The organism is Erwinia sp. MYb416 (assembly GCF_037479575.1).
Classification (GTDB): Bacteria; Pseudomonadota; Gammaproteobacteria; order Enterobacterales; family Enterobacteriaceae; genus Erwinia; species Erwinia rhapontici.
The window spans coordinates 539729-557810 of sequence record NZ_JBBGYT010000439.1 but is presented as its reverse complement, the minus strand read 5'-3'; the positions used below and the strand labels follow the sequence as shown (position 1 = coordinate 557810).

General features: G+C 56.7%; 15 protein-coding genes. 10 read left to right on the top strand and 5 right to left on the bottom strand.

The features are described 5' to 3' along the window. Together nuoN and WH277_RS21250 are read left to right on the top strand one after the other, a co-directional pair. Entirely contained in the window at positions 1–1458 is a 1458-nt protein-coding gene (gene nuoN, locus WH277_RS21255; protein WP_133841409.1) for an NADH-quinone oxidoreductase subunit NuoN, read from the top strand. A gap of 74 nt (positions 1459–1532) precedes the next feature. After that, positions 1533–1991 carry a GNAT family N-acetyltransferase gene (locus tag WH277_RS21250; protein WP_133841410.1) on the top strand — a complete coding sequence of 153 codons (459 nt, stop codon included), beginning with the start codon at positions 1533–1535 and terminating at the stop codon, positions 1989–1991. Between the two features lie 133 nt (positions 1992–2124). On the opposite strand, the gene WH277_RS21245 is transcribed toward WH277_RS21250, so the two are convergent. Further along, positions 2125–3783: a glucan biosynthesis protein D gene (locus WH277_RS21245; RefSeq protein WP_339506802.1), complete on the bottom strand. Its 1659-nt coding sequence runs from the start codon at positions 3781–3783 to the stop codon at positions 2125–2127. A gap of 334 nt (positions 3784–4117) precedes the next feature. Here WH277_RS21245 and elaB point away from each other — a divergent pair, with 334 nt between their 5' ends. The 8 genes from elaB (at position 4118) to WH277_RS21205 (ending at position 12827) form a co-directional block, all read left to right on the top strand. Further along, complete coding sequence (elaB, locus tag WH277_RS21240) at positions 4118–4429, top strand: stress response protein ElaB (protein ID WP_133841412.1); 312 nt, start codon at positions 4118–4120, stop codon at positions 4427–4429. Between the two features lie 146 nt (positions 4430–4575). Beyond that, positions 4576–5832: an isochorismate synthase gene (locus tag WH277_RS21235; protein WP_339506800.1), complete on the top strand. Its 1257-nt coding sequence runs from the start codon at positions 4576–4578 to the stop codon at positions 5830–5832. Between the two features lie 85 nt (positions 5833–5917). Next, positions 5918–7585, top strand: a complete 1668-nt coding sequence (menD, locus tag WH277_RS21230; protein ID WP_339507062.1) for a 2-succinyl-5-enolpyruvyl-6-hydroxy-3-cyclohexene-1-carboxylic-acid synthase — start codon at positions 5918–5920, stop codon at positions 7583–7585. After that, on the top strand, positions 7582–8349 hold the full coding sequence (gene menH / locus WH277_RS21225; RefSeq protein ID WP_166653679.1) for a 2-succinyl-6-hydroxy-2,4-cyclohexadiene-1-carboxylate synthase: 768 nt from the start codon (positions 7582–7584) through the stop codon (positions 8347–8349). Before menD ends, menH begins: the two co-directional genes overlap by 4 nt. Before the next feature lie 9 nt (positions 8350–8358). Next, complete coding sequence (gene menB, locus WH277_RS21220) at positions 8359–9216, top strand: 1,4-dihydroxy-2-naphthoyl-CoA synthase (protein ID WP_133841414.1); 858 nt, start codon at positions 8359–8361, stop codon at positions 9214–9216. Beyond that, positions 9216–10184 carry an o-succinylbenzoate synthase gene (menC, locus tag WH277_RS21215; RefSeq protein ID WP_159336286.1) on the top strand — a complete coding sequence of 323 codons (969 nt, stop codon included), beginning with the start codon at positions 9216–9218 and terminating at the stop codon, positions 10182–10184. The genes menB and menC overlap by 1 nt, the downstream gene beginning before the upstream one ends. After that, a complete protein-coding gene (menE, locus tag WH277_RS21210; protein WP_339506795.1) occupies positions 10166–11551 on the top strand; it encodes an o-succinylbenzoate--CoA ligase in 1386 nt (461 codons plus the stop codon). Before menC ends, menE begins: the two co-directional genes overlap by 19 nt. Before the next feature lie 100 nt (positions 11552–11651). Beyond that, a complete protein-coding gene (locus WH277_RS21205; protein WP_339506793.1) occupies positions 11652–12827 on the top strand; it encodes a nicotinamide mononucleotide deamidase-related protein YfaY in 1176 nt (391 codons plus the stop codon). A gap of 241 nt (positions 12828–13068) precedes the next feature. On the opposite strand, the gene yfaE is transcribed toward WH277_RS21205, so the two are convergent. From yfaE to ubiG, 4 genes are all read right to left on the bottom strand, one after another. Beyond that, entirely contained in the window at positions 13069–13323 is a 255-nt protein-coding gene (yfaE, locus tag WH277_RS21200; protein WP_133841418.1) for a class I ribonucleotide reductase maintenance protein YfaE, read from the bottom strand. A 1-nt stretch (position 13324) separates the two neighbouring features. Further along, a complete protein-coding gene (nrdB, locus tag WH277_RS21195) occupies positions 13325–14455 on the bottom strand; it encodes a class Ia ribonucleoside-diphosphate reductase subunit beta (RefSeq protein WP_133841419.1) in 1131 nt (376 codons plus the stop codon). 90 nt (positions 14456–14545) lie between these two features. Next, positions 14546–16831, bottom strand: a complete 2286-nt coding sequence (gene nrdA, locus WH277_RS21190; protein WP_133841420.1) for a class 1a ribonucleoside-diphosphate reductase subunit alpha — start codon at positions 16829–16831, stop codon at positions 14546–14548. A 492-nt stretch (positions 16832–17323) separates the two neighbouring features. After that, positions 17324–18058, bottom strand: a complete 735-nt coding sequence (ubiG, locus tag WH277_RS21185) for a bifunctional 2-polyprenyl-6-hydroxyphenol methylase/3-demethylubiquinol 3-O-methyltransferase UbiG (RefSeq protein ID WP_339506789.1) — start codon at positions 18056–18058, stop codon at positions 17324–17326. Positions 18059–18082 lie beyond the last annotated feature (24 nt).

Sequence of the window (18082 nt, the reverse complement as noted above, 5' to 3'; positions counted from 1 at the left end):
ATGACAATAACTCCTCAACAATTGATCGCGCTTCTGCCGCTGCTGATCGTCGGATTGACGGTGGTAGTTGTGATGCTGTCCATTGCGTGGCGACGCAATCACTTCGTCAATGCGACGCTGGCAGTTGTCGGTCTCAACCTGGCGCTGTTTTCACTGTACTTTGTCGGTCAGGCAGGCCCCATGGATGTCACCCCGCTGATGCGGGTGGATGGTTATTCGATGCTGTATACCGGGCTGGTGATCCTTGCCAGCCTGGCGACCTGCACCTTTGCCTATCCGTGGCTGGCAACGTACCCGGACAACCGTGAAGAGTTCTATCTGTTGGTGCTGATTGCTGCCCTCGGTGGCGTGGTGCTGGCCAGTGCGAACCATTTGGCATCGTTGTTCATTGGTATTGAGCTGATTTCTCTGCCGCTGTTTGGTCTGGTGGGCTATGCCTTCCAGCAAAAACGCTCGCTGGAAGCCGCCATCAAGTACGCCATTCTGTCGGCAGCGGCCTCATCGTTCCTGCTGTTTGGTATGGCGCTGGTGTATGCCGATTCCGGTAACCTTGCTTTCGCATCACTGGGTGCAAGCCTGAATGACGGTGTGATCAACCAGCCGCTGTTGTTAGCGGGCCTGGGTCTGATGATTGTCGGCTTTGGCTTTAAACTGTCACTGGTGCCGTTCCATCTCTGGACGCCGGATGTTTACCAGGGCGCACCTGCACCGGTATCCACCTTCCTGGCAACCGCCAGCAAGATCGCCATTTTTGGCGTGCTGATGCGTCTGTTTATGTATGCGCCAATGGCGGATAACGAAGGTGTGCGTACCGTACTCAGCCTGATCGCCGTGGCATCCATGCTGTTTGGTAACCTGATGGCAATCTCGCAGAGCAATATCAAGCGTCTGCTGGGTTACTCTTCTATCGCTCACCTTGGTTACCTGCTGGTCGCCCTGATTGCGGTACAGACCCATCAGCTGTCGATGGAAACCGTTGGCGTTTATCTGGCCGGTTATCTGTTCAGCAGCCTCGGCGCCTTCGGTGTGGTCAGCCTGATGTCCAGCCCGTACCGTGGCCCGGATGCAGACTCTATGTACTCTTACCGTGGCCTGTTCTGGCACCGTCCGATCCTCGCCTCAGTCATGACCGTGATGATGCTGTCGCTGGCGGGTATCCCGATGACGCTGGGCTTTATCGGTAAGTTCTATGTGATTGCTGTCGGTGTCAGTGCGCACCTGTGGTGGCTGACCGGAGCTGTGGTGCTCGGCAGTGCCATTGGCCTGTACTACTATCTGCGTATGACCGTCAGTCTGTATCTTTCACCACCGGAACTGTCCCAGCGTGATGCGCCTGCTAACTGGGCATTTACTGCCGGTGGTGTGGTGGTGCTGATTTCCGCGATTCTGGTGCTGATACTGGGTATCTTCCCGCAGCCGCTGATTTCGCTGGTGAAACTGGCGCAGCCACTGATGTAATTTGATGCAAGACAGGTAATAATCGGGCCCACAGTGGCCCGATTTTTTTTGCTTCAGTCTGAGGAGTTAAGTTGATGGACATCATCTGGCAGGACCTGCACCACAGCGAACTCAGTGCCGCCCAGCTTTATCGGCTGCTGGCATTGCGCAACGCGGTGTTTATTGTTGAGCAGCAGTGCCCTTATCTCGATATTGATGGCGCGGATCTGGTGGGTGAAAACCGCCATCTGCTGGGTATCCTCGACAATCAGCTGGTTGCCTGTGCACGCATTCTGATGCCTGAAGGGGAGGGTCAGCCGGTCAAGATTGGTCGGGTGATTGTGTCCGGAGAGGCGCGCGGGCTGAACCTGGGGAGTCGGCTAATGGAGCAGGCCATGAATAGCTGCGAACACCATTGGCCAGGGCAGCCTATTTTTCTTTCTGCACAGGCGCATTTGCATCGTTTCTACGCTCGTCTGGGGTTTGTGGCAGTCAGCGGGGAGTATCTGGAGGATAATATTCCGCATATTGATATGCAGCGGACGTCTGGTTAGCGATAGCGTTTGGCGTTTGGCGTTAATCGTTAATCGTTAATCGTTAATCGTTTATTTTAAGGTCAACGTCAACGTCAACGCCCTGGACCTTGAGACGTTGACCTGGCCCTTGACCGGCCAGGTCCAAACGCGATTAACCCGCGGTCATAATCCGGTCATCCACGTATTTACGCTTATCCGGCGGCGGTGGAACATACTGATACAGCCAGGTTTCGCTCAACGTTTCATCTTTGGTCCGCAGGAACAGACGCATATTCACCGGATCGGTGGAATCGCTGTTTGGATACCAGTCGAAGAGAATACGGTAACCATCAATCGGTTCAACGTAGAGGATCTCAACCTGCTTCAGCGTGCCGGAGGTGACGTTAATCACCGGCTCAATGCCTTTCGGTGCTGCGGCTTTCAGATCGCCGCCAACAAAGTCAACGGCGAAACGGCGTGACCAGACGTTCGGGTAATGCTCGCCCGGTGCCCAGCCTTCCGGGAAACCGCCCATGCCGGTGCGGGTGGCATTAACACGTGCCAGACCGCTACGTACCGGTGGCAGGCCGCTCCAGTAAAGCTTGTAGGAGAAGCTGTGCTCGCTCCCGGCTTTGATGGCATCGGCTGGCTGCCAGAAGCAGACAATATTATCCAGCGTTTCACCCGTGGTCGGGATCTCCATCAGGTTAATCGCACCTTTACCCCACTTACCGACCGGTTCCACCCACAGGCTTGGGCGCTTGTTGTACCAGCCAATCACATCCTGATAACTGTCGAAGTCATGATTAAGCTGTAACATGCCAAAACCACGCGGGTTTTCATCCTGATAGGCGTTAAACGTCAGACGCTGTGGGTTGTTCAGCGGACGGCAAATCCACTCACCGCTCCCTGTCCACATGGCCAGACGATCGGAGTCGTGGATCTGCGGATGGATGGTATCGCACATGCGGCGCTCGTTATTGCCGCAGCTGAACATGGTGGTCATCGGCGAGATACCCAACTGCTGGATATCCTTGCGCGCATAAATGTGGTTTTCCACTTCCATCACTACGCGTTTATCTTCGCAGTGAATGGTGAATTTAAACGCGCCGGTGCAGCTCGGGCCATCCAGCAGGGTATACACCACAAAGGTGGTGTCATCGGCTTTCGGGGTTTCGAACCAGAAGGCGGTGAAGTCCGGGAACTCTTCTTTACCGTTACTGAAGGTGTCGATGGCCACGCCACGCGCGGACAGACCGTACTGGAAGGTTTCATCGACAGCACGGAAGTAGCTGGCGCCGAGGAACGAGACGATGTCGCGTTTTGCCAGCTCGGGTTTTTTAAATGCACGGAAACCAGCGAAGCCAAGGTCGGTTTTGCCTTCCAACTGTTTGGTGTCGACGTGAGCATTGTTGTAGTTAAACAACTCAGGGCGGAAGTGAATTTCACGCGCCTCACGACTGGCACCATCAACGGAGAACATGCGGATACGGCGCTTAAAGCCCATCCCCACATGGAAGAACTGAACGTCAAGCTGACGGTTGTCGATGCCGTTCCACAGCGAATGATTGGCATCGTACTGGATTTCGTTATAGGCCTGCGGCGTCAGCGTTGCCAGTGTTTCAGGCAACGGCGCCGGAGCACCACCATAGGCCTGTTTTGCCATATCGGCGGCCATTTTTTTAAGCACATCAAAATCAAATCGCTTTGCGGAACCATCGGCAATCCCGTCTTCCGCCCAGGCAGCCTGGGAGAACAACGTGGATAAACCCGACATCCCACTGAGGGTTGCGAATGCCATTGACGCTTTCATAAACATTCTTCGATTCATGCCGGAAATAATTTCCTCAGGTGAACGGAGTTTGTAGTGACTGTCGTGCGTTTGCACGCATTCGCTTCGCCGGATAAAGGTCCGGTTACAGGGAGTTACGACAGCTTGCCTGGGTAATGATTCAGTTCACGCAAAATTTATCAGATAAATCTAACTACCGCAGTGGTTTCGCATGTGAATTAACGTAAATATCGGGAAAATAAGCACCCTTTGACCCGTTTTACTGTCCCTGAACACACCATTCTCAGTCGATTCCTGGCGGTTTTAATCAAGCAGAGCGGCAAAAACTGTCTATAGTTACCTGACGAAGATTTTTCGCCCAAGGAGAATGGAAATGGCAACAACGACTGAACCACATGAAACTCGCCTGGATGACGATCTGGCGCTGCTCACTGAAACCCTGGAAGAAGTGCTGAAGTCGTCGGGCGATCCGGCCGATCAGAAATACATTGAGCTGAAAGCGAAAGCGGAAAAATCACTGAACCAGGTGAAGTCCCGCATCAGCGATGCCTCTGATACCTACTATGTGCGAGCCCGTCAGGCCGTTACGCGTGCTGATGATTATGTCCACGATAAACCCTGGCAGGGGATTGGTGTCGGTGCCACGTTGGGCCTGGTCATCGGCCTGCTGCTGGCGCGTCGCTAATTCAGTAGAACAACAGGCAGTAGCACAACAGACGTCCTCCCGGACGTCTGTTCATTTCTCTCCCCTGTTTTCAGATCAATATACTGCCTTGCCAATCCCGCTAATATAACTGCCCATCTGTTTTCTACTTTTCTATTGAGGTCAGCGTGCAACTTGCTCAGGCGATAGAACAGCTTCGCGTACAGCTCGCACAGGTGAGCGAATCGGGGCCCGGTGAGCGGCAAATCAGCGTGCACTTTTCCCCCGAAACCGATGCGCTGAACTGGCTGGCCTCCCAGACCCGCTGGCCCCAGTTTTACTGGCAGTCGCGCAGCGGTGAAGAGATCGTGGCAGCCTGCGGTGCGCTTGAGCGGTTTCACTCAGTTGCAGAGGCTACCCTGCGCTTGCAGGTATTGCCGCCGGGCTGGCGGGTGTTTGGCGCAAATGCCATTTTTGGCGCCAGCGACCTGTTTCTGCCTGTCCTGCTGTGGCAGCAGGACAGTGCAGGGCACCACTTGACGATCAATCTGGTCAGCGACGGTTCGTTACAGCAGCAAGCCCGGCGTTTGCTGCACTGGCTGGCAGGCTTGCGCCCGGTGCAGCCGGCTACATCCTTACCGCATTATCATCGCGTGCATCATGCCCCGGATAAAGCGGGCTGGGTCCAACGGGTTAACCATGCGCTGACGGCTATAGCCGCTGGCGAACTGGAGAAAGTCGTGCTGGCACGCGTCAGCGATTTCAGCCTGTCTGGCCCCTTGTCTGCCGCCGCCTTGCTGGCCGCCAGCCAGCGCATTAACCCCCATAGCTACCATTTTATGCTGGCCACAGAGGAACATCAGGCGTTGGTGGGATCCAGCCCTGAACGGCTGTATGCGCGCGAGGGCAGCCAGCTTTCGAGTGAAGCCCTGGCCGGAACGGCTGACGTGCATCAGCCAGGGTTGCTGATGGATAAAAAAAACCAGTGGGAAAACACCCTGGTGGTGGAGGATATCCGTCAGCGGCTGGCGGATATTGTTACTGAACTGGAAGTCATGCCCGCAGAATTACTGCCGCTGCGTCATCTGCAACATATCCGGCGGCGGATCCGCGCGCGGTTAATGCGAGCGGACGATGCGCAATGCGTGGATCGCCTTCAACCCACAGCGGCCGTTGCCGGGGTGCCGCGTGCCGCTGCACAGGCTTTTATTCGTCAGCAGGAACCCTTTAGTCGCGGCTGGTACAGCGGGTCGGTGGGGTATCTGTCGCAGTCACACAGCGAGTTTGCCGTGGTGCTCCGTTGCGCGCAGGTGTCGGGGGCACAGGTTCGCCTCTACGCTGGGGCCGGTATTGTCAGCGGCTCCGAACCGGAGCGGGAGTGGGAGGAAATTGAACGCAAAGCCGCGACGCTGGGCACGTTACTCACGGCGGAAAACCAGGGGTAAAACTGGCCCAAATCAAAAAGGACCTCAATTCAGCTGATTATAATAGCGCGAGGATTTTTGATCTGGAGTGGCTATGCAGCAAGAGATGTCGCACGCAACGTTTAATCGCCGCTGGGCTACCGTACTGCTGGAAACGCTGACGCGCCACGGTATACGGCATATCTGCATTGCTCCCGGGTCCCGTTCTGCGCCGCTGGCTCTGGCAGTAGCAGCCAGTGATAAATGGGTGTGTCATACCCATTTTGACGAGCGTGGCCTCGGTTTTCTCGCGCTCGGCCTGGCCAAAACCACCCATCAACCGGTGGCGATCGTTGTCACTTCCGGGACGGCGGTAGCCAACCTTTATCCCGCGCTGGTTGAAGCACATCTGACCGGCGAAAAACTGGTCGCCATCAGCGCCGACCGCCCACCCGAATTGATTCACTGTGGCGCGAATCAGGCCATTGAACAGCCTGGTCTCTTTGCGTCCCACGTTTCCGCTGTACTCAACCTTCCCCGGCCTTCACCGTCGATCCCCGCACGCTGGCTGGTCTCGGCCATCGATACCTTGCTGGCACAGCAGCAGCATGGCGGCGTGCATATCAACTGCCCGTTTGCTGAACCTCTGTATGGCGCTGACAGCAACGATTACCTCGCCTGGCAGGATGAACTGGGAAACTGGTGGGACAGCAACGAACCCTGGCTGAAATATCCACAGCGCAGCCATACCCCCATTGAAGAAGACTGGTTTTTCTGGCGCCAGAAACGGGGGGTGGTGATTGTCGGGCGCGTCAGTGCTCAGCAAGGCCAGCAGCTGGCCGAGTGGGCGGAAATGCTGGGGTGGCCGCTGCTCGGTGACGTGGTGTCACAAACCGGGCAACCACTGCCTGGCGCGGCCTTGTGGCTGGGGCATCCATCGGCACAGCGGGCCTTGAGTGAGGCGCAGATCGTGGTGCAGTTCGGCAGCAGCCTGACGGGAAAAAACCTGCTCAACTATCAGAACGACAGCGGCACTGAGATGTACTGGCTGATCGATGCATTACCGGGGCAGCGCCATCCGGGGAACCCTGGCGGGCGGCGCATTCAGGCCAATATTTCTGACTGGTTGCAGCACCATCCTGCGGCGCCTCGTCATCCCTGGTGTCCACAGCTGGTGCCGCTGGCTGAACGTACCCGGGACTATCTGCAACAGCATTTGCAGCAGTTTGGCGAGGCACAGCTGGCGTACCGTCTGCCCGCACTGCTGCCGGAAAACGGCGCGCTGTTTATCGGCAACAGCCTCGCCATTCGCCTGGTTGATGCTTTTGCACAGCTTCCTGCGGGTTATCCGCTGTACTGTAATCGCGGTGCCAGCGGCATCGACGGGTTACTGGCAACGGCGGCGGGCGTACAGCGCGGCACGGGCCAGCCGCTACTGATCCTGCTGGGCGATCTCTCCGCGCTCTACGATCTGAATAGCCTGGCGCTGTTGCAGCAGGCTTCTGCGCCGGTGGTGGTCATCGTGGTAAACAACCAGGGCGGCCAGATCTTCTCTATGCTGCCAACGCCCTTATCTGAACGTGAACGCTTCTTCACTATGCCGCCCAGCGTTGATTTTCGCCATGCTGCGGCACTGTTTGGTTTGCATTTTGCACAGCCAGCCAGCTGGCAGGCACTTCAGCGGGCGGTTGAACAGGGTTTCAGTTCGGGCATCACCCTGATTGAGGTGGTGGTCGACGGTGATGAGGGTGCACAAACCCTGGCGCGCTGCGCCAGCGAGGTGGTCCATTTATGATGCTACATGCGCACTGGCAGGGGCACCATCACAGTACGCGTCCGGTACTGGTATGGCTGCACGGTTTTCTCGGGAGTGCTACGGACTGGCAGCCGGTTCAGCGCTATTTCAGTCACTGGCCGCTGCTCAGTATTGATCTGCCCGGTCACGGTGGTTCACGTGCGCAGACCGTGAGCGGTTTTGATGATGTATGCCAGCGACTTAACGCCACGCTGCACTATCACCAGGTCGATCGCTATTGGCTGATCGGTTACTCCCTCGGCGGACGGCTGGCGCTCTATCACGCCTGCCGTCACGCCGGTAACGGTCTGGCAGGATTGCTGGTGGAAGCCGGGCATTTTGGCCTCAGTTGCCCCAGTGAGCGTACCCGCCGCCGGGCGCATGACCAGGGCTGGGTACAGTGTTTCCGCCAGCAACCGCTGGAAGAGGCGTTGGACCAGTGGTATCAGCAGCCGGTTTTTGCCGAACTGACCGCAATCCAACGCCAGCGCCTGGTCGCCCGGCGGCTCAACAATCGCGGTGAAGATCTGGCGGCGATGTTACAGGCCACCTCACTCTCAGAGCAGCCCGACCTGCTGCCGGAACTGCGAGAAAAAACCTTTCCGTTCCGCTATCTCTGCGGTGAGTGGGATCAAAAATTTTTGCAGCTTGCTCAGCAGGCCGCACTTCCTCCTGCGGTTATCCCCGCAGCGGGCCATAACTCGCACCTGGCGAATCCCCTGGCATTTGCCCATCAACTTGCCCGCGTGCTTAATCACCATTAAGGAGCTTTGATGTTGTATCCAGATGAAAGCCTGCTGTATGCCCCGGCGCAGTGGCGGGATTGCGGCGCTGAGTTCAGCGATATTCGCTATCACAAAACGGACGATGGTATTGCCAGAATCACCATCAACCGCCCTGAAGTACGTAATGCCTTTCGCCCGTTAACGGTCAGTGAAATCCAGCAGGCGCTGGATAATGCGCGCCGTGACCCGGCGGTGGGCGTGATTGTGCTGACCGGCGAAGGCGAACGGGCATTTTGCTCCGGTGGGGACCAGAAAGTTCGCGGCGACTACGGCGGTTATCAAGATGACGCGGGCGTTCATCATCTTAACGTCCTCGACCTGCAACGCCAGATTCGTACCTGTCCGAAACCGGTCGTGGCGATGGTGGCGGGCTATGCGGTGGGTGGCGGCCACGTTCTGCATATGATGTGCGACCTTACGATTGCGGCAGATAATGCACAGTTTGGTCAGACCGGGCCGAAAGTGGGCTCCTTTGATGGCGGCTGGGGCGCGGCCTACATGGCGCGTATTGTCGGCCAGAAAAAGGCGCGTGAAATCTGGTTCCTGTGCAGGATGTATAACGCACAGCAGGCACTGGATATGGGGCTGGTTAATACCGTTGTACCGCTGGCCGAGCTGGAAAAAGAGACCGTTCGCTGGTGCCGTGAGATGTTGCAAAACAGCCCGATGGCGCTGCGCTGCCTGAAAGCCGCTCTCAATGCGGATTGTGATGGCCAGGCCGGGCTGCAAGAGCTGGCGGGCAATGCCACCATGCTGTTCTATATGACTGAAGAGGGGCAGGAAGGGCGCAATGCATTCAACGAAAAGCGTCAGCCTGACTTCAGCAACTTCCGGCGTAATCCCTGATGCGTCACGCCACGTTATACGGTTATCAGGTCGCCATGGACGCCGGGGTGGTGTTACGAAACCAGCGGTTAAAAACCCGCCAGGGACTGCTGGTGAACCTGATGGAGGGAGCAGCGCAAGGCTGGGGTGAGATTGCCCCCCTCCCTGAGTTCAGCCATGAGACACTTGAACAAGCACAGCAGCAGGCGATGAGCTGGCTGGCGCAGTGGTGTGAGGGTGAAACGCCCGCAGAGAGTGAACGGCCTTCTGTGGCCTTCGGCATCAGCTGTGCGCAGGCCGAGCTGACGAACACCCTGCCCGCAGAAGGGGAGTATCGTCTGGCGCAGCTGTGCAGTGGCGATCCGGACGCGTTATTTCAGCAACTGCTGCGTCAGCCAGAGCCGCTGGCAAAAATGAAAGTGGGCCTGTACGAGGCGATACGCGACGGCATGCAGGTCAACCTGCTGCTGGAGGCGTTACCGCACCTCACCTTGCGGCTGGATGCTAACCAAAGCTGGACGCTGGAAAAGGCATTGAGCTTTGCCCGCTATGTGTCGCCGGAGCTGCGTTCACGCATTGCGTTTATCGAAGAGCCTTGCCGTGACAGACAGCAGAGCCTCGCCTTTGCCGCCGAGACAGGTATTAACATCGCCTGGGATGAAACCCTGCGTGACCATGATGACGCACTGACCGCCGCACCCGGCGTGGTGGCCGTGGTCATCAAACCGATGCTCACGGGCAGTATTCAGCGCGTACAGCATCAGGTGTTACAGGCGAAGGCGCAGGGGTTAACCCCGGTGATCAGTAGTGCGCTGGAGTCCAGCCTTGGGCTGACCCAGCTGGCACGGCTCGCACATGAGCTGACGCCGGGCGTGCGGCCAGGTCTGGATACGCTGCAACTGATGCAGCAGCAGGTGCTGCGGGCGTGGCCCGGCAGTATGTTACCTGTGCAGAACAGAGAGGTGCTGCAATGTCTCTGGCAACGATAGCCGACTGGCCGTGGCGTGACTGGCAGAAGTGTTGTCCGGCGTCGCTGGCGATTGATAGTGGCGAGGTCACGCTCAGTTGGCAGCAGCTGTCACAGGCGGTGGCAGAACATGCTCAGGGCTTTCAGCAGCAAGGCGTGGCCGCCGGAGATGTCGTGGCGCTGCGAAGCGCGAACAGTCTGGCGGCGCTGCTGGCGTGGCTCGGGCTGATGGCCTGCGGGGCACGAGTGCTGGGGCTTAACCCTCAGTTGCCGGATGCCCAGCTACGCCAGCTGTTGCCGGGGCTGGGGCTGGACTTTGTACTCAATCTGGCCGGGGAAACCAGTATTGAAAGACCCATGCTGGCGCTGCGTCCGATTGCCGGTGATGGCAGCCAGCCGTGGCAGCCGGATCGGATCGCCACCCTGACGTTAACCTCTGGCTCTACCGGGCTGCCTAAAGCAGCGGCCCACACTTTCAGCGCCCATCTGCACAGCGCCGCAGCGGTCATTGAACTGATGGCGTTGACGGCTGATGATCGCTGGTTATTGTCGCTGCCGCTGTTTCATGTCTCCGGGCAGGGCATCCTTTGGCGCTGGCTGCTGGCCGGAGGCACGCTGGTGATCCCCGATGACAAAGGATTGCATACTGCACTGGCGCGCAGCAGCATCGCGTCTCTGGTGCCCACGCAGCTCTGGCGCCTGCTCAATCAACCTGTTTTACCCGCCAGATTGCGCGCGGTACTGCTGGGCGGTGCGCAAATCCCCGCTGAGCTGACGCGTCAGGCGGAGGCCGCCGGGCTGCACTGTTATTGTGGCTACGGTATGACGGAAACTGCATCGACTCTTTGCGCCCGACGGGCAGACGAACATCCAGGCGTGGGTGCGCCGCTGGCTGGCCATCAGGTCAGGGTGGTCGACGGTGAGATCTGGGTGCGTTCGCCCGCTCTGGCCTCCGGCTACTGGTTGCAGGGCGCACTGATGCCGTTGACGGATCACGACGGCTGGTTACGTACCGGCGATTGTGGGCACTGGCATCGGGGCGAGCTGCGGGTCAACGGACGGCGCGATAACCTGTTCTTTTCAGGCGGTGAGTCGGTACAGCCGGAGCAGATCGAACGCATTTTGCTCGCCCATCCGGCGGTGACACAGGTGTTTATTGTGCCAAAAGTCGATGCGGAGTACGGTCATCGCGCGGTCGCACTGGTGGAAGGCAATATTGGGCTGGAGGTGTTGGCCGACTGGGCCGCGCCAAAGCTGGCCGGGTATCAGCGCCCGGTGGCGTGGTATCCGCTACCGGCTGATAACGGCGGGGCGATCAAGCGCTCACGCGTGCAGCTGAAGGCATGGGTGGCAAATCAGACGCAGGCCTGTTTGACATCGCGGGTCTAATGACGGCTAAAGAAGTGGAAATTGACGTTGTATTTCTGCCGGGCGCTTCTTACAGTGTAAAGCTTGAGTGTACCCGGAGAACAACATGATAAGAGTGTAAATGCCCGCGACCGGCGACGAAGTGCTGCACGGACAAATCGTCGATACCAACGCGGCCTGGCTGGCTGGCGTACTGTTTGAGCAGGGCTTACCGATGACCAGCCGTCAGACGGTAGGGGACAGCTTGCAGGATTTGGTGACGGTACTGACCGAGCGCAGCAAAGTGGCTGATGTCTTGATCGTGAATGGTGGCCTGGGGCCGACCAGTGATGATCTGAGTGCGCTGGCCGCCGCCACCGCAGCCGGAGTGGAACTGCAAATTCATCCTGAGTGGCTGGCGAAAATGGAAGCCTTCTTTGCCAGCCGTGGCAAAGTGATGGCCGCCAGTAATCGTAAGCAGGCTGAAATCCCGCAGGGTGCGGAGATGATCGATAACCCGGTCGGCACCGCCTGCGGTTTCGCCATGCAGCTTAATCGCTGCTGGATCTTCTTCACGCCGGGTGTGCCTTCCGAATACAAGGTGATGGTCATGGATCAAATCCTGCCGCGCCTGAAAGCCCGTTTCCAGTTGCCCGAGCCGCCCGTCTGCCTGCGGATGACCACTTTTGGTCGCGGGGAAAGTGACCTCGCCTCTGATATTGAGCCTTTAGCGCTGCCGGAAGGGGTGGTGATGGGTTACCGCGCATCGATGCCGATTATCGAACTGAAGCTGAACGGTCCGGCGTCAAAGCGTGCCGAGATGGAGCAGTTCTGGCAGCAGGTACGTGAGATTGCCGGTGACAGTGTGATCTTTGAAGGGTTTGAAACCTTACCCGAGCAGCTGGCACGCCGTCTGAAAGAACATAAGCTTACGCTTGCCGTTAGCGAGCAGTTCAGCGCCGGGCTGTTGCAATGGCAGCTTATTTCCGCCGGTGCTTCTCTGGCGGCGGGCAACGTGTTGCCTCATCAGAGTGAGTCACTGGGCTTGCTGGCGGCACGCAGTCAGCAGCTGGCGAAACAGAACCATGCCCGGTTATCGCTGGTCGTGGGAAGTCTGGAGGACGATCGTCTGGGCTTTGCTCTGCACACGCCGGACGGCACTTTTGCGCAAAAAGTGAAGTTTAACGTCAGCCGACATGGTCTGAAAGCACGGCAGGAGATGGTGGCCATGCTGGCGATGAATATGCTGCGCCGCTGGTTGAATGGTCAGTCAGTGACCACCGGACACGGCTGGATTGATGTGGTAGAAACGCTGTAAACGCCCCGGGCGAGGCATGCCCCGCCCCTACGTGATGCGGTGACGGTATCGATTATCGGGAACGTGTAGGGGTCGGGCATGCCCGACCCGATGTGATGCGGTGACAGTATCGATTATCAGTAATGCGCAGGGGTCGGGCACGCCCGACCCGATGTGATGCGGTGACAGTATCGATTATCAGTAATGCGTAGGGGTCGGGCATGCCCGACCCGATGTCGATGAGACAGCCGCGCTTAACCCCTTACAGCGCGATCTCAATATCCCCTTCGGCCTTGCAGCAGCAGGGCAAAATCTCACCCGGTTGCACAAAGGCCAACGGCGTTGCGCTGTAGCTGACTTCACCCTTCAGCAGACGTGTGCGGCACGAACCGCAGTAGCCCTCACGGCACTGATACTCCACGCACACCCGGTGCGACTCCAGTGCGGCAAGCAGGGAAGGGTGTTCATCATGACATTCAAGCTGCGTACCGGTGGTACGCAGTGTAATGCTCGCCATCTTACAGCTCGAAGTCGCTGAGGTCGTCAGCGTTTACTTCAGAGTCAATCTGGCCGACCAGGTAAGAACTCACTTCCACTTCCTGCGGCGCGACCTGCACGTTATCGGAAACCAGCCAGGAGTTGATCCATGGGATCGGGTTGGAGCGGGTTTTAAACGGCAGATCCAGACCGACGGCATTCATGCGGATATTGGTGATGTACTCAATATACTGCCACAAAATGTCTTTATTCAGGCCGATCATCGAACCGCCGCTGAACAGATATTCTGCCCACTCTTTCTCCTGCTCGGCTGCCAGCACAAACAGGTCGTAGCACTCCTGGCGACACTCTTTGGCGATCTCTGCCATTTCAGGGTCATCTTCGCCGCTGCGCAGCAGGTTCAGCATGTGCTGGGTGCCGGTCAGATGCAGGGCTTCATCACGGGCGATCAGCTTGATGATTTTGGCGTTGCCTTCCATCAGTTCGCGCTCGGCAAAGGCGAAGGAGCAGGCAAAGCTGACGTAGAAACGAATGGCTTCCAGCGCATTCACGCTCATCAGGCAGATGTAGAGCTGCTTTTTCAGTGCACGCAGGCTGACGGTGACGGTTTTACCATTCACTTCGTGCGTACCTTCACCCAGCAGATGCCAGTAGCTGGTCATCTCAATCAGATCGTCGTAGTAGCCAGAGATATCTTTGGCACGCGACAGGATCTGCTCGTTGGTGACGATATCGTCAAACACCAGCGACGGATCGTTAACGATATTGCGGATGATATGGGTGTAAGAACGTGAGTGGATGGTTTCTGAGAATGCCCAGGTTTCAATCCAGGTTTCCAGTTCAGGAATCGAGATCAACGGCAGCAGCGCCACGTTCGGGCTACGTCCCTGGATGGAGTCCAGCAGCGTCTGATATTTCAGGTTGCTGATAAAGATGTGTTTTTCGTGATCCGGCAGTGCCTGATAGTCGATACGATCGCGTGAGACGTCCACTTCTTCCGGGCGCCAGAAGAAAGAGAGCTGCTTTTCGATCAGTTTTTCAAAGATGTCATACTTCTGCTGGTCGAAACGCGCCACGTTCACCGGCTGGCCGAAGAACATCGGTTCCAGCAGCTGATTATTTTTATTCTGCGAAAATGTGGTGTAAGCCATGATGTATTCCAGATGCGTTCAGGGTCGGGCATGCCCGACCCTCAGAGTCAATGTTTCGCGAAGGGGCCAGGCAAACCCGGCCCACGGAGATTAGATCTTGCAGGCACCGCTTTCACAGCCATCATCCTGAATCGATGGTGCCAGGTCTTCCTGGGTATCTTCTGCACCGTCACGCGTGTTCTGATAGTAAAGCGTTTTCACGCCAAACTTATAGGCCGTCAGCAGGTCTTTCAGCAACTGCTTCATTGGCACCTTACCGTTGGCAAAGCGCGTTGGATCGTAGTTGGTGTTCGACGAAATCGCCTGGTCGATAAATTTCTGCATCAGGCCGACCAGTTGCAGATAGCCATCATTGTTTGGCATATCCCACAGCAGCTCGTAGCTGTCTTTCAGACGTTCGTACTCCGGGACCACCTGGCGCAGGATACCGTCTTTTGATGCTTTAATACTGATATGGCCGCGCGGTGGTTCAATCCCGTTGGTGGCGTTAGAAATCTGCGAAGAGGTTTCTGACGGCATCAGCGCAGACAGCGTGGAGTTACGCAGGCCGTGCGTTTTCACGGATTCACGCAGTGCTTCCCAGTCGAGCAGCAGCGGTGTGTTACAAATCGCATCCAAATCTTTCTTATAGGTGTCGATTGGCATAATACCCTGAGAATACGTGGTTTCATTGAACCACGGGCAGGCACCCTGTTCGATGGCCAGATCGTTGGACGCTTTCAGCAGCCAGTACTGAATAGCTTCAAAGGTCTGGTGCGTCAGGACGTTGGCGCTGCCATCGGAGTAGCGTACGCCATTTTTAGCCAGATAGTAGGCGTAGTTGATCACACCAATACCCAGCGTACGACGCCCCATTGCACCGCGTTTGGCGGCCGGGATGGGGTAATCCTGATAATCGAGCAGGGCGTCCAGCGCGCGAACTGCCAGCGTGGCCAGCTCTTGCAGGTCATCCAGACTTTCAATCGCGCCCAGGTTGAATGCGGAGAGCGTACACAGCGCAATTTCGCCGTTTTCGTCGTTCACATCCAGCAGCGGTTTGGTTGGTAACGCAATTTCCAGGCACAGGTTGGACTGGCGAACAGGTGCGATAGCCGGATCGAACGGGCTGTGAGTATTACAGTGGTCGACGTTCTGGATGTAGATACGGCCGGTAGAAGCTCGTTCCTGCATCATCAGTGAGAACAACTCTACCGCTTTGATGCGCTGTTTGCGGATGCTGTCGTCTTGCTCGTATTTGGTGTACAGGCGCTCGAACTCGTCCTGGTTCGCAAAGAAAGCATCGTACAGGCCCGGCACGTCAGACGGGCTGAACAGGGTGATATCTTCGCCCTTCAGCAGGCGCTGATACATCAGTTTGTTGATCTGAACACCGTAGTCCATATGGCGCACGCGGTTGCCTTCAACACCACGGTTGTTTTTCAGTACCAGCAGACTTTCGACTTCCAGATGCCACATCGGGTAGAACAGCGTGGCTGCCCCGCCGCGAACGCCGCCCTGAGAGCAGGACTTCACTGCAGTCTGGAAATGCTTATAGAACGGGATACAGCCGGTGTGGAAGGCTTCACCGCCACGGATCGGGCTACCCAGCGCACGAATGCGGCCCGCATTGATACCAATCCCGGCGCGCTGAGAAACATATTTCACAATGGCGCTGGAAGTGGCGTTGATAGAGTCCAGGCTGTCACCACATTCGATCAGCACGCAAGAGCTGAACTGGCGCGTAGGCGTACGCACGCCAGACATGATTGGCGTTGGCAGTGAGATCTTAAAGGTGGAGATCGCATCATAAAAACGCTTCACGTAGTCCAGACGCGTCTCGCGCGGGTAGCCGGAGAACAGGCAGGCCGCGACCAGAATGTACAGGAACTGGGCGCTTTCATAGATCTCACCACTCACGCGGTTTTGCACCAGATACTTGCCTTCCAGCTGCTTCACGGCAGCGTAGGAGAAGTTCATATCACGCCAGTGGTCAATAAAGCCGTCCATCAGCTCAAACTCTTCCGCACTGTAGTCTTCCAGCAGGTGATGGTCATATTTGCCCATCTCTACCATGCGGGTGACCTGGTCAATCAGCTTTGGCGGCTCGAACTGGCCGTAGGCTTTTTTGCGCAGGTGGAAGATGGCCAGACGGGCAGCCATGTACTGATAGTCAGGGGCATCTTTAGAAATCAGATCAGCAGCAGACTTAATGACAGTTTCATGGATATCAGAAGTGCGGATACCTTCGTAGAACTGGATGTGAGATCGCAGTTCAACCTGAGAGACGGAGACGTTTTGCAGTCCTTCGGCAGCCCAGTCGAGAACACGGTGGATTTTATCGAGATCGATACGCTCGGTGCGGCCATCGCGTTTGGTTACAAGCAGACTCTGATTCATGTCGCGTTTTACCTGTCCTTAACAAATAGTCCCCACGTTTATACACAGATTTCTCATTGTGAGTAACTCTGTGGATAAACACTACATATAGGGGGTGGAAGAAACCTTGATAACAATATGGTGAGTATTCTAGTAATTTCCGCGTGCTTAACAAGGCTTGATTTTCGCGGCAAACTCCGGTTCTAGGGCTGGTATTTTTCCTAAGTCCACGTTTCTCAAGGCCCTGGGTCAATGTCAATGGGTTGAGATTTTTTTTAGAATCTTGATCGAGCGCGGGTTTCTTGTTCAGGTTAAAAAATTCGAGCTTTGGGGCGCTGAAAAAGTACGCACAATAAGACGCCTCACGGGCACAAATGGCGTGATGCGGTGAGATTAACCTGATCTTGATGACAGGGATAAGACGAAAACGATCTTATCTCGCGTCAGGCACTAAGATGGACTTATATATCGCACGTATATCGCACGGGCGGATCGGCATCCGCCCGTATAGCGTCACGACGCGTCGATGGCGCTGTGCGTATGCACCATATAGTTCACGTCAACGCCCGGAGCCAGTTTGAAATGGTTGGTGATCGGGTTGTAGTGCAGGCCAATAATATGGCGTTCGCGCAGGGGGGTTTCATCGACCCAGTTCAGCAGTTCAGCCGGACGGATAAACTTTTTGATGTCGTGTGTGCCGCGCGGCACCATACGTAATACGTATTCTGCGCCGATGATCGCCATCAGCCAGGATTTGCTATTGCGGTTAAGGGTTGAGAAGAACACTTCGCCACCCGGTTTCACCAGCCGGGCGCAGGCATGGACCACGGAACGTGGATCGGGCACGTGCTCCAGCATCTCCATGCAGGTCACCACATCGTACTGTCCGGTGAACTGCTCAGCGTGCTCTTCCACGGTCTGCTGGACGTAATCAATGGCTACGCCGCTTTCCAGTGCATGTAGACGGGCAACCTGCAACGGTTCCGCTCCCATATCCAGCCCGGTGACGTTCGCACCTTCACGCGCCATGCTCTCGGCGAGAATACCGCCGCCGCAGCCAACATCCAGCACCTTCTTGCCAAACAGGCCGTCAGCGTGTTGGGCAATCCAGCCAAGGCGCAGCGGATTAATCCGGTGCAAAGGCTTAAATTCGCCTTCTAAATCCCACCAGCGTGAAGCAACTGCTTCAAATTTAGCGATTTCACCGTGATCAACGTTCTGCGTACCCGCGTTTTGTTCTGATTTCATTGGGTTATTACTCCAGCCAAAGTT

Bases quoted from the DNA above. Each gene is read 5' to 3' on its own strand.
- menB (WP_133841414.1), top strand. From the start codon at position 8,359: ATGTTGTATCCAGATGAAAGCCTGCTGTATGCCCCGGCGCAGTGGCGG.
- menE (WP_339506795.1), top strand. From the start codon at position 10,166: ATGTCTCTGGCAACGATAGCCGACTGGCCGTGGCGTGACTGGCAGAAG.
- WH277_RS21250 (WP_133841410.1), top strand. From the start codon at position 1,533: ATGGACATCATCTGGCAGGACCTGCACCACAGCGAACTCAGTGCCGCC.
- WH277_RS21245 (WP_339506802.1), bottom strand. From the start codon at position 3,783: ATGAATCGAAGAATGTTTATGAAAGCGTCAATGGCATTCGCAACCCTC.
- elaB (WP_133841412.1), top strand. From the start codon at position 4,118: ATGGCAACAACGACTGAACCACATGAAACTCGCCTGGATGACGATCTG.
- nuoN (WP_133841409.1), top strand. From the start codon at position 1: ATGACAATAACTCCTCAACAATTGATCGCGCTTCTGCCGCTGCTGATC.
- menC (WP_159336286.1), top strand. From the start codon at position 9,216: ATGCGTCACGCCACGTTATACGGTTATCAGGTCGCCATGGACGCCGGG.
- menH (WP_166653679.1), top strand. From the start codon at position 7,582: ATGATGCTACATGCGCACTGGCAGGGGCACCATCACAGTACGCGTCCG.
- nrdB (WP_133841419.1), bottom strand. From the start codon at position 14,455: ATGGCTTACACCACATTTTCGCAGAATAAAAATAATCAGCTGCTGGAA.
- WH277_RS21205 (WP_339506793.1), top strand. From the start codon at position 11,652: ATGCCCGCGACCGGCGACGAAGTGCTGCACGGACAAATCGTCGATACC.
- menD (WP_339507062.1), top strand. From the start codon at position 5,918: ATGTCGCACGCAACGTTTAATCGCCGCTGGGCTACCGTACTGCTGGAA.
- yfaE (WP_133841418.1), bottom strand. From the start codon at position 13,323: ATGGCGAGCATTACACTGCGTACCACCGGTACGCAGCTTGAATGTCAT.
- nrdA (WP_133841420.1), bottom strand. From the start codon at position 16,831: ATGAATCAGAGTCTGCTTGTAACCAAACGCGATGGCCGCACCGAGCGT.
- ubiG (WP_339506789.1), bottom strand. From the start codon at position 18,058: ATGAAATCAGAACAAAACGCGGGTACGCAGAACGTTGATCACGGTGAA.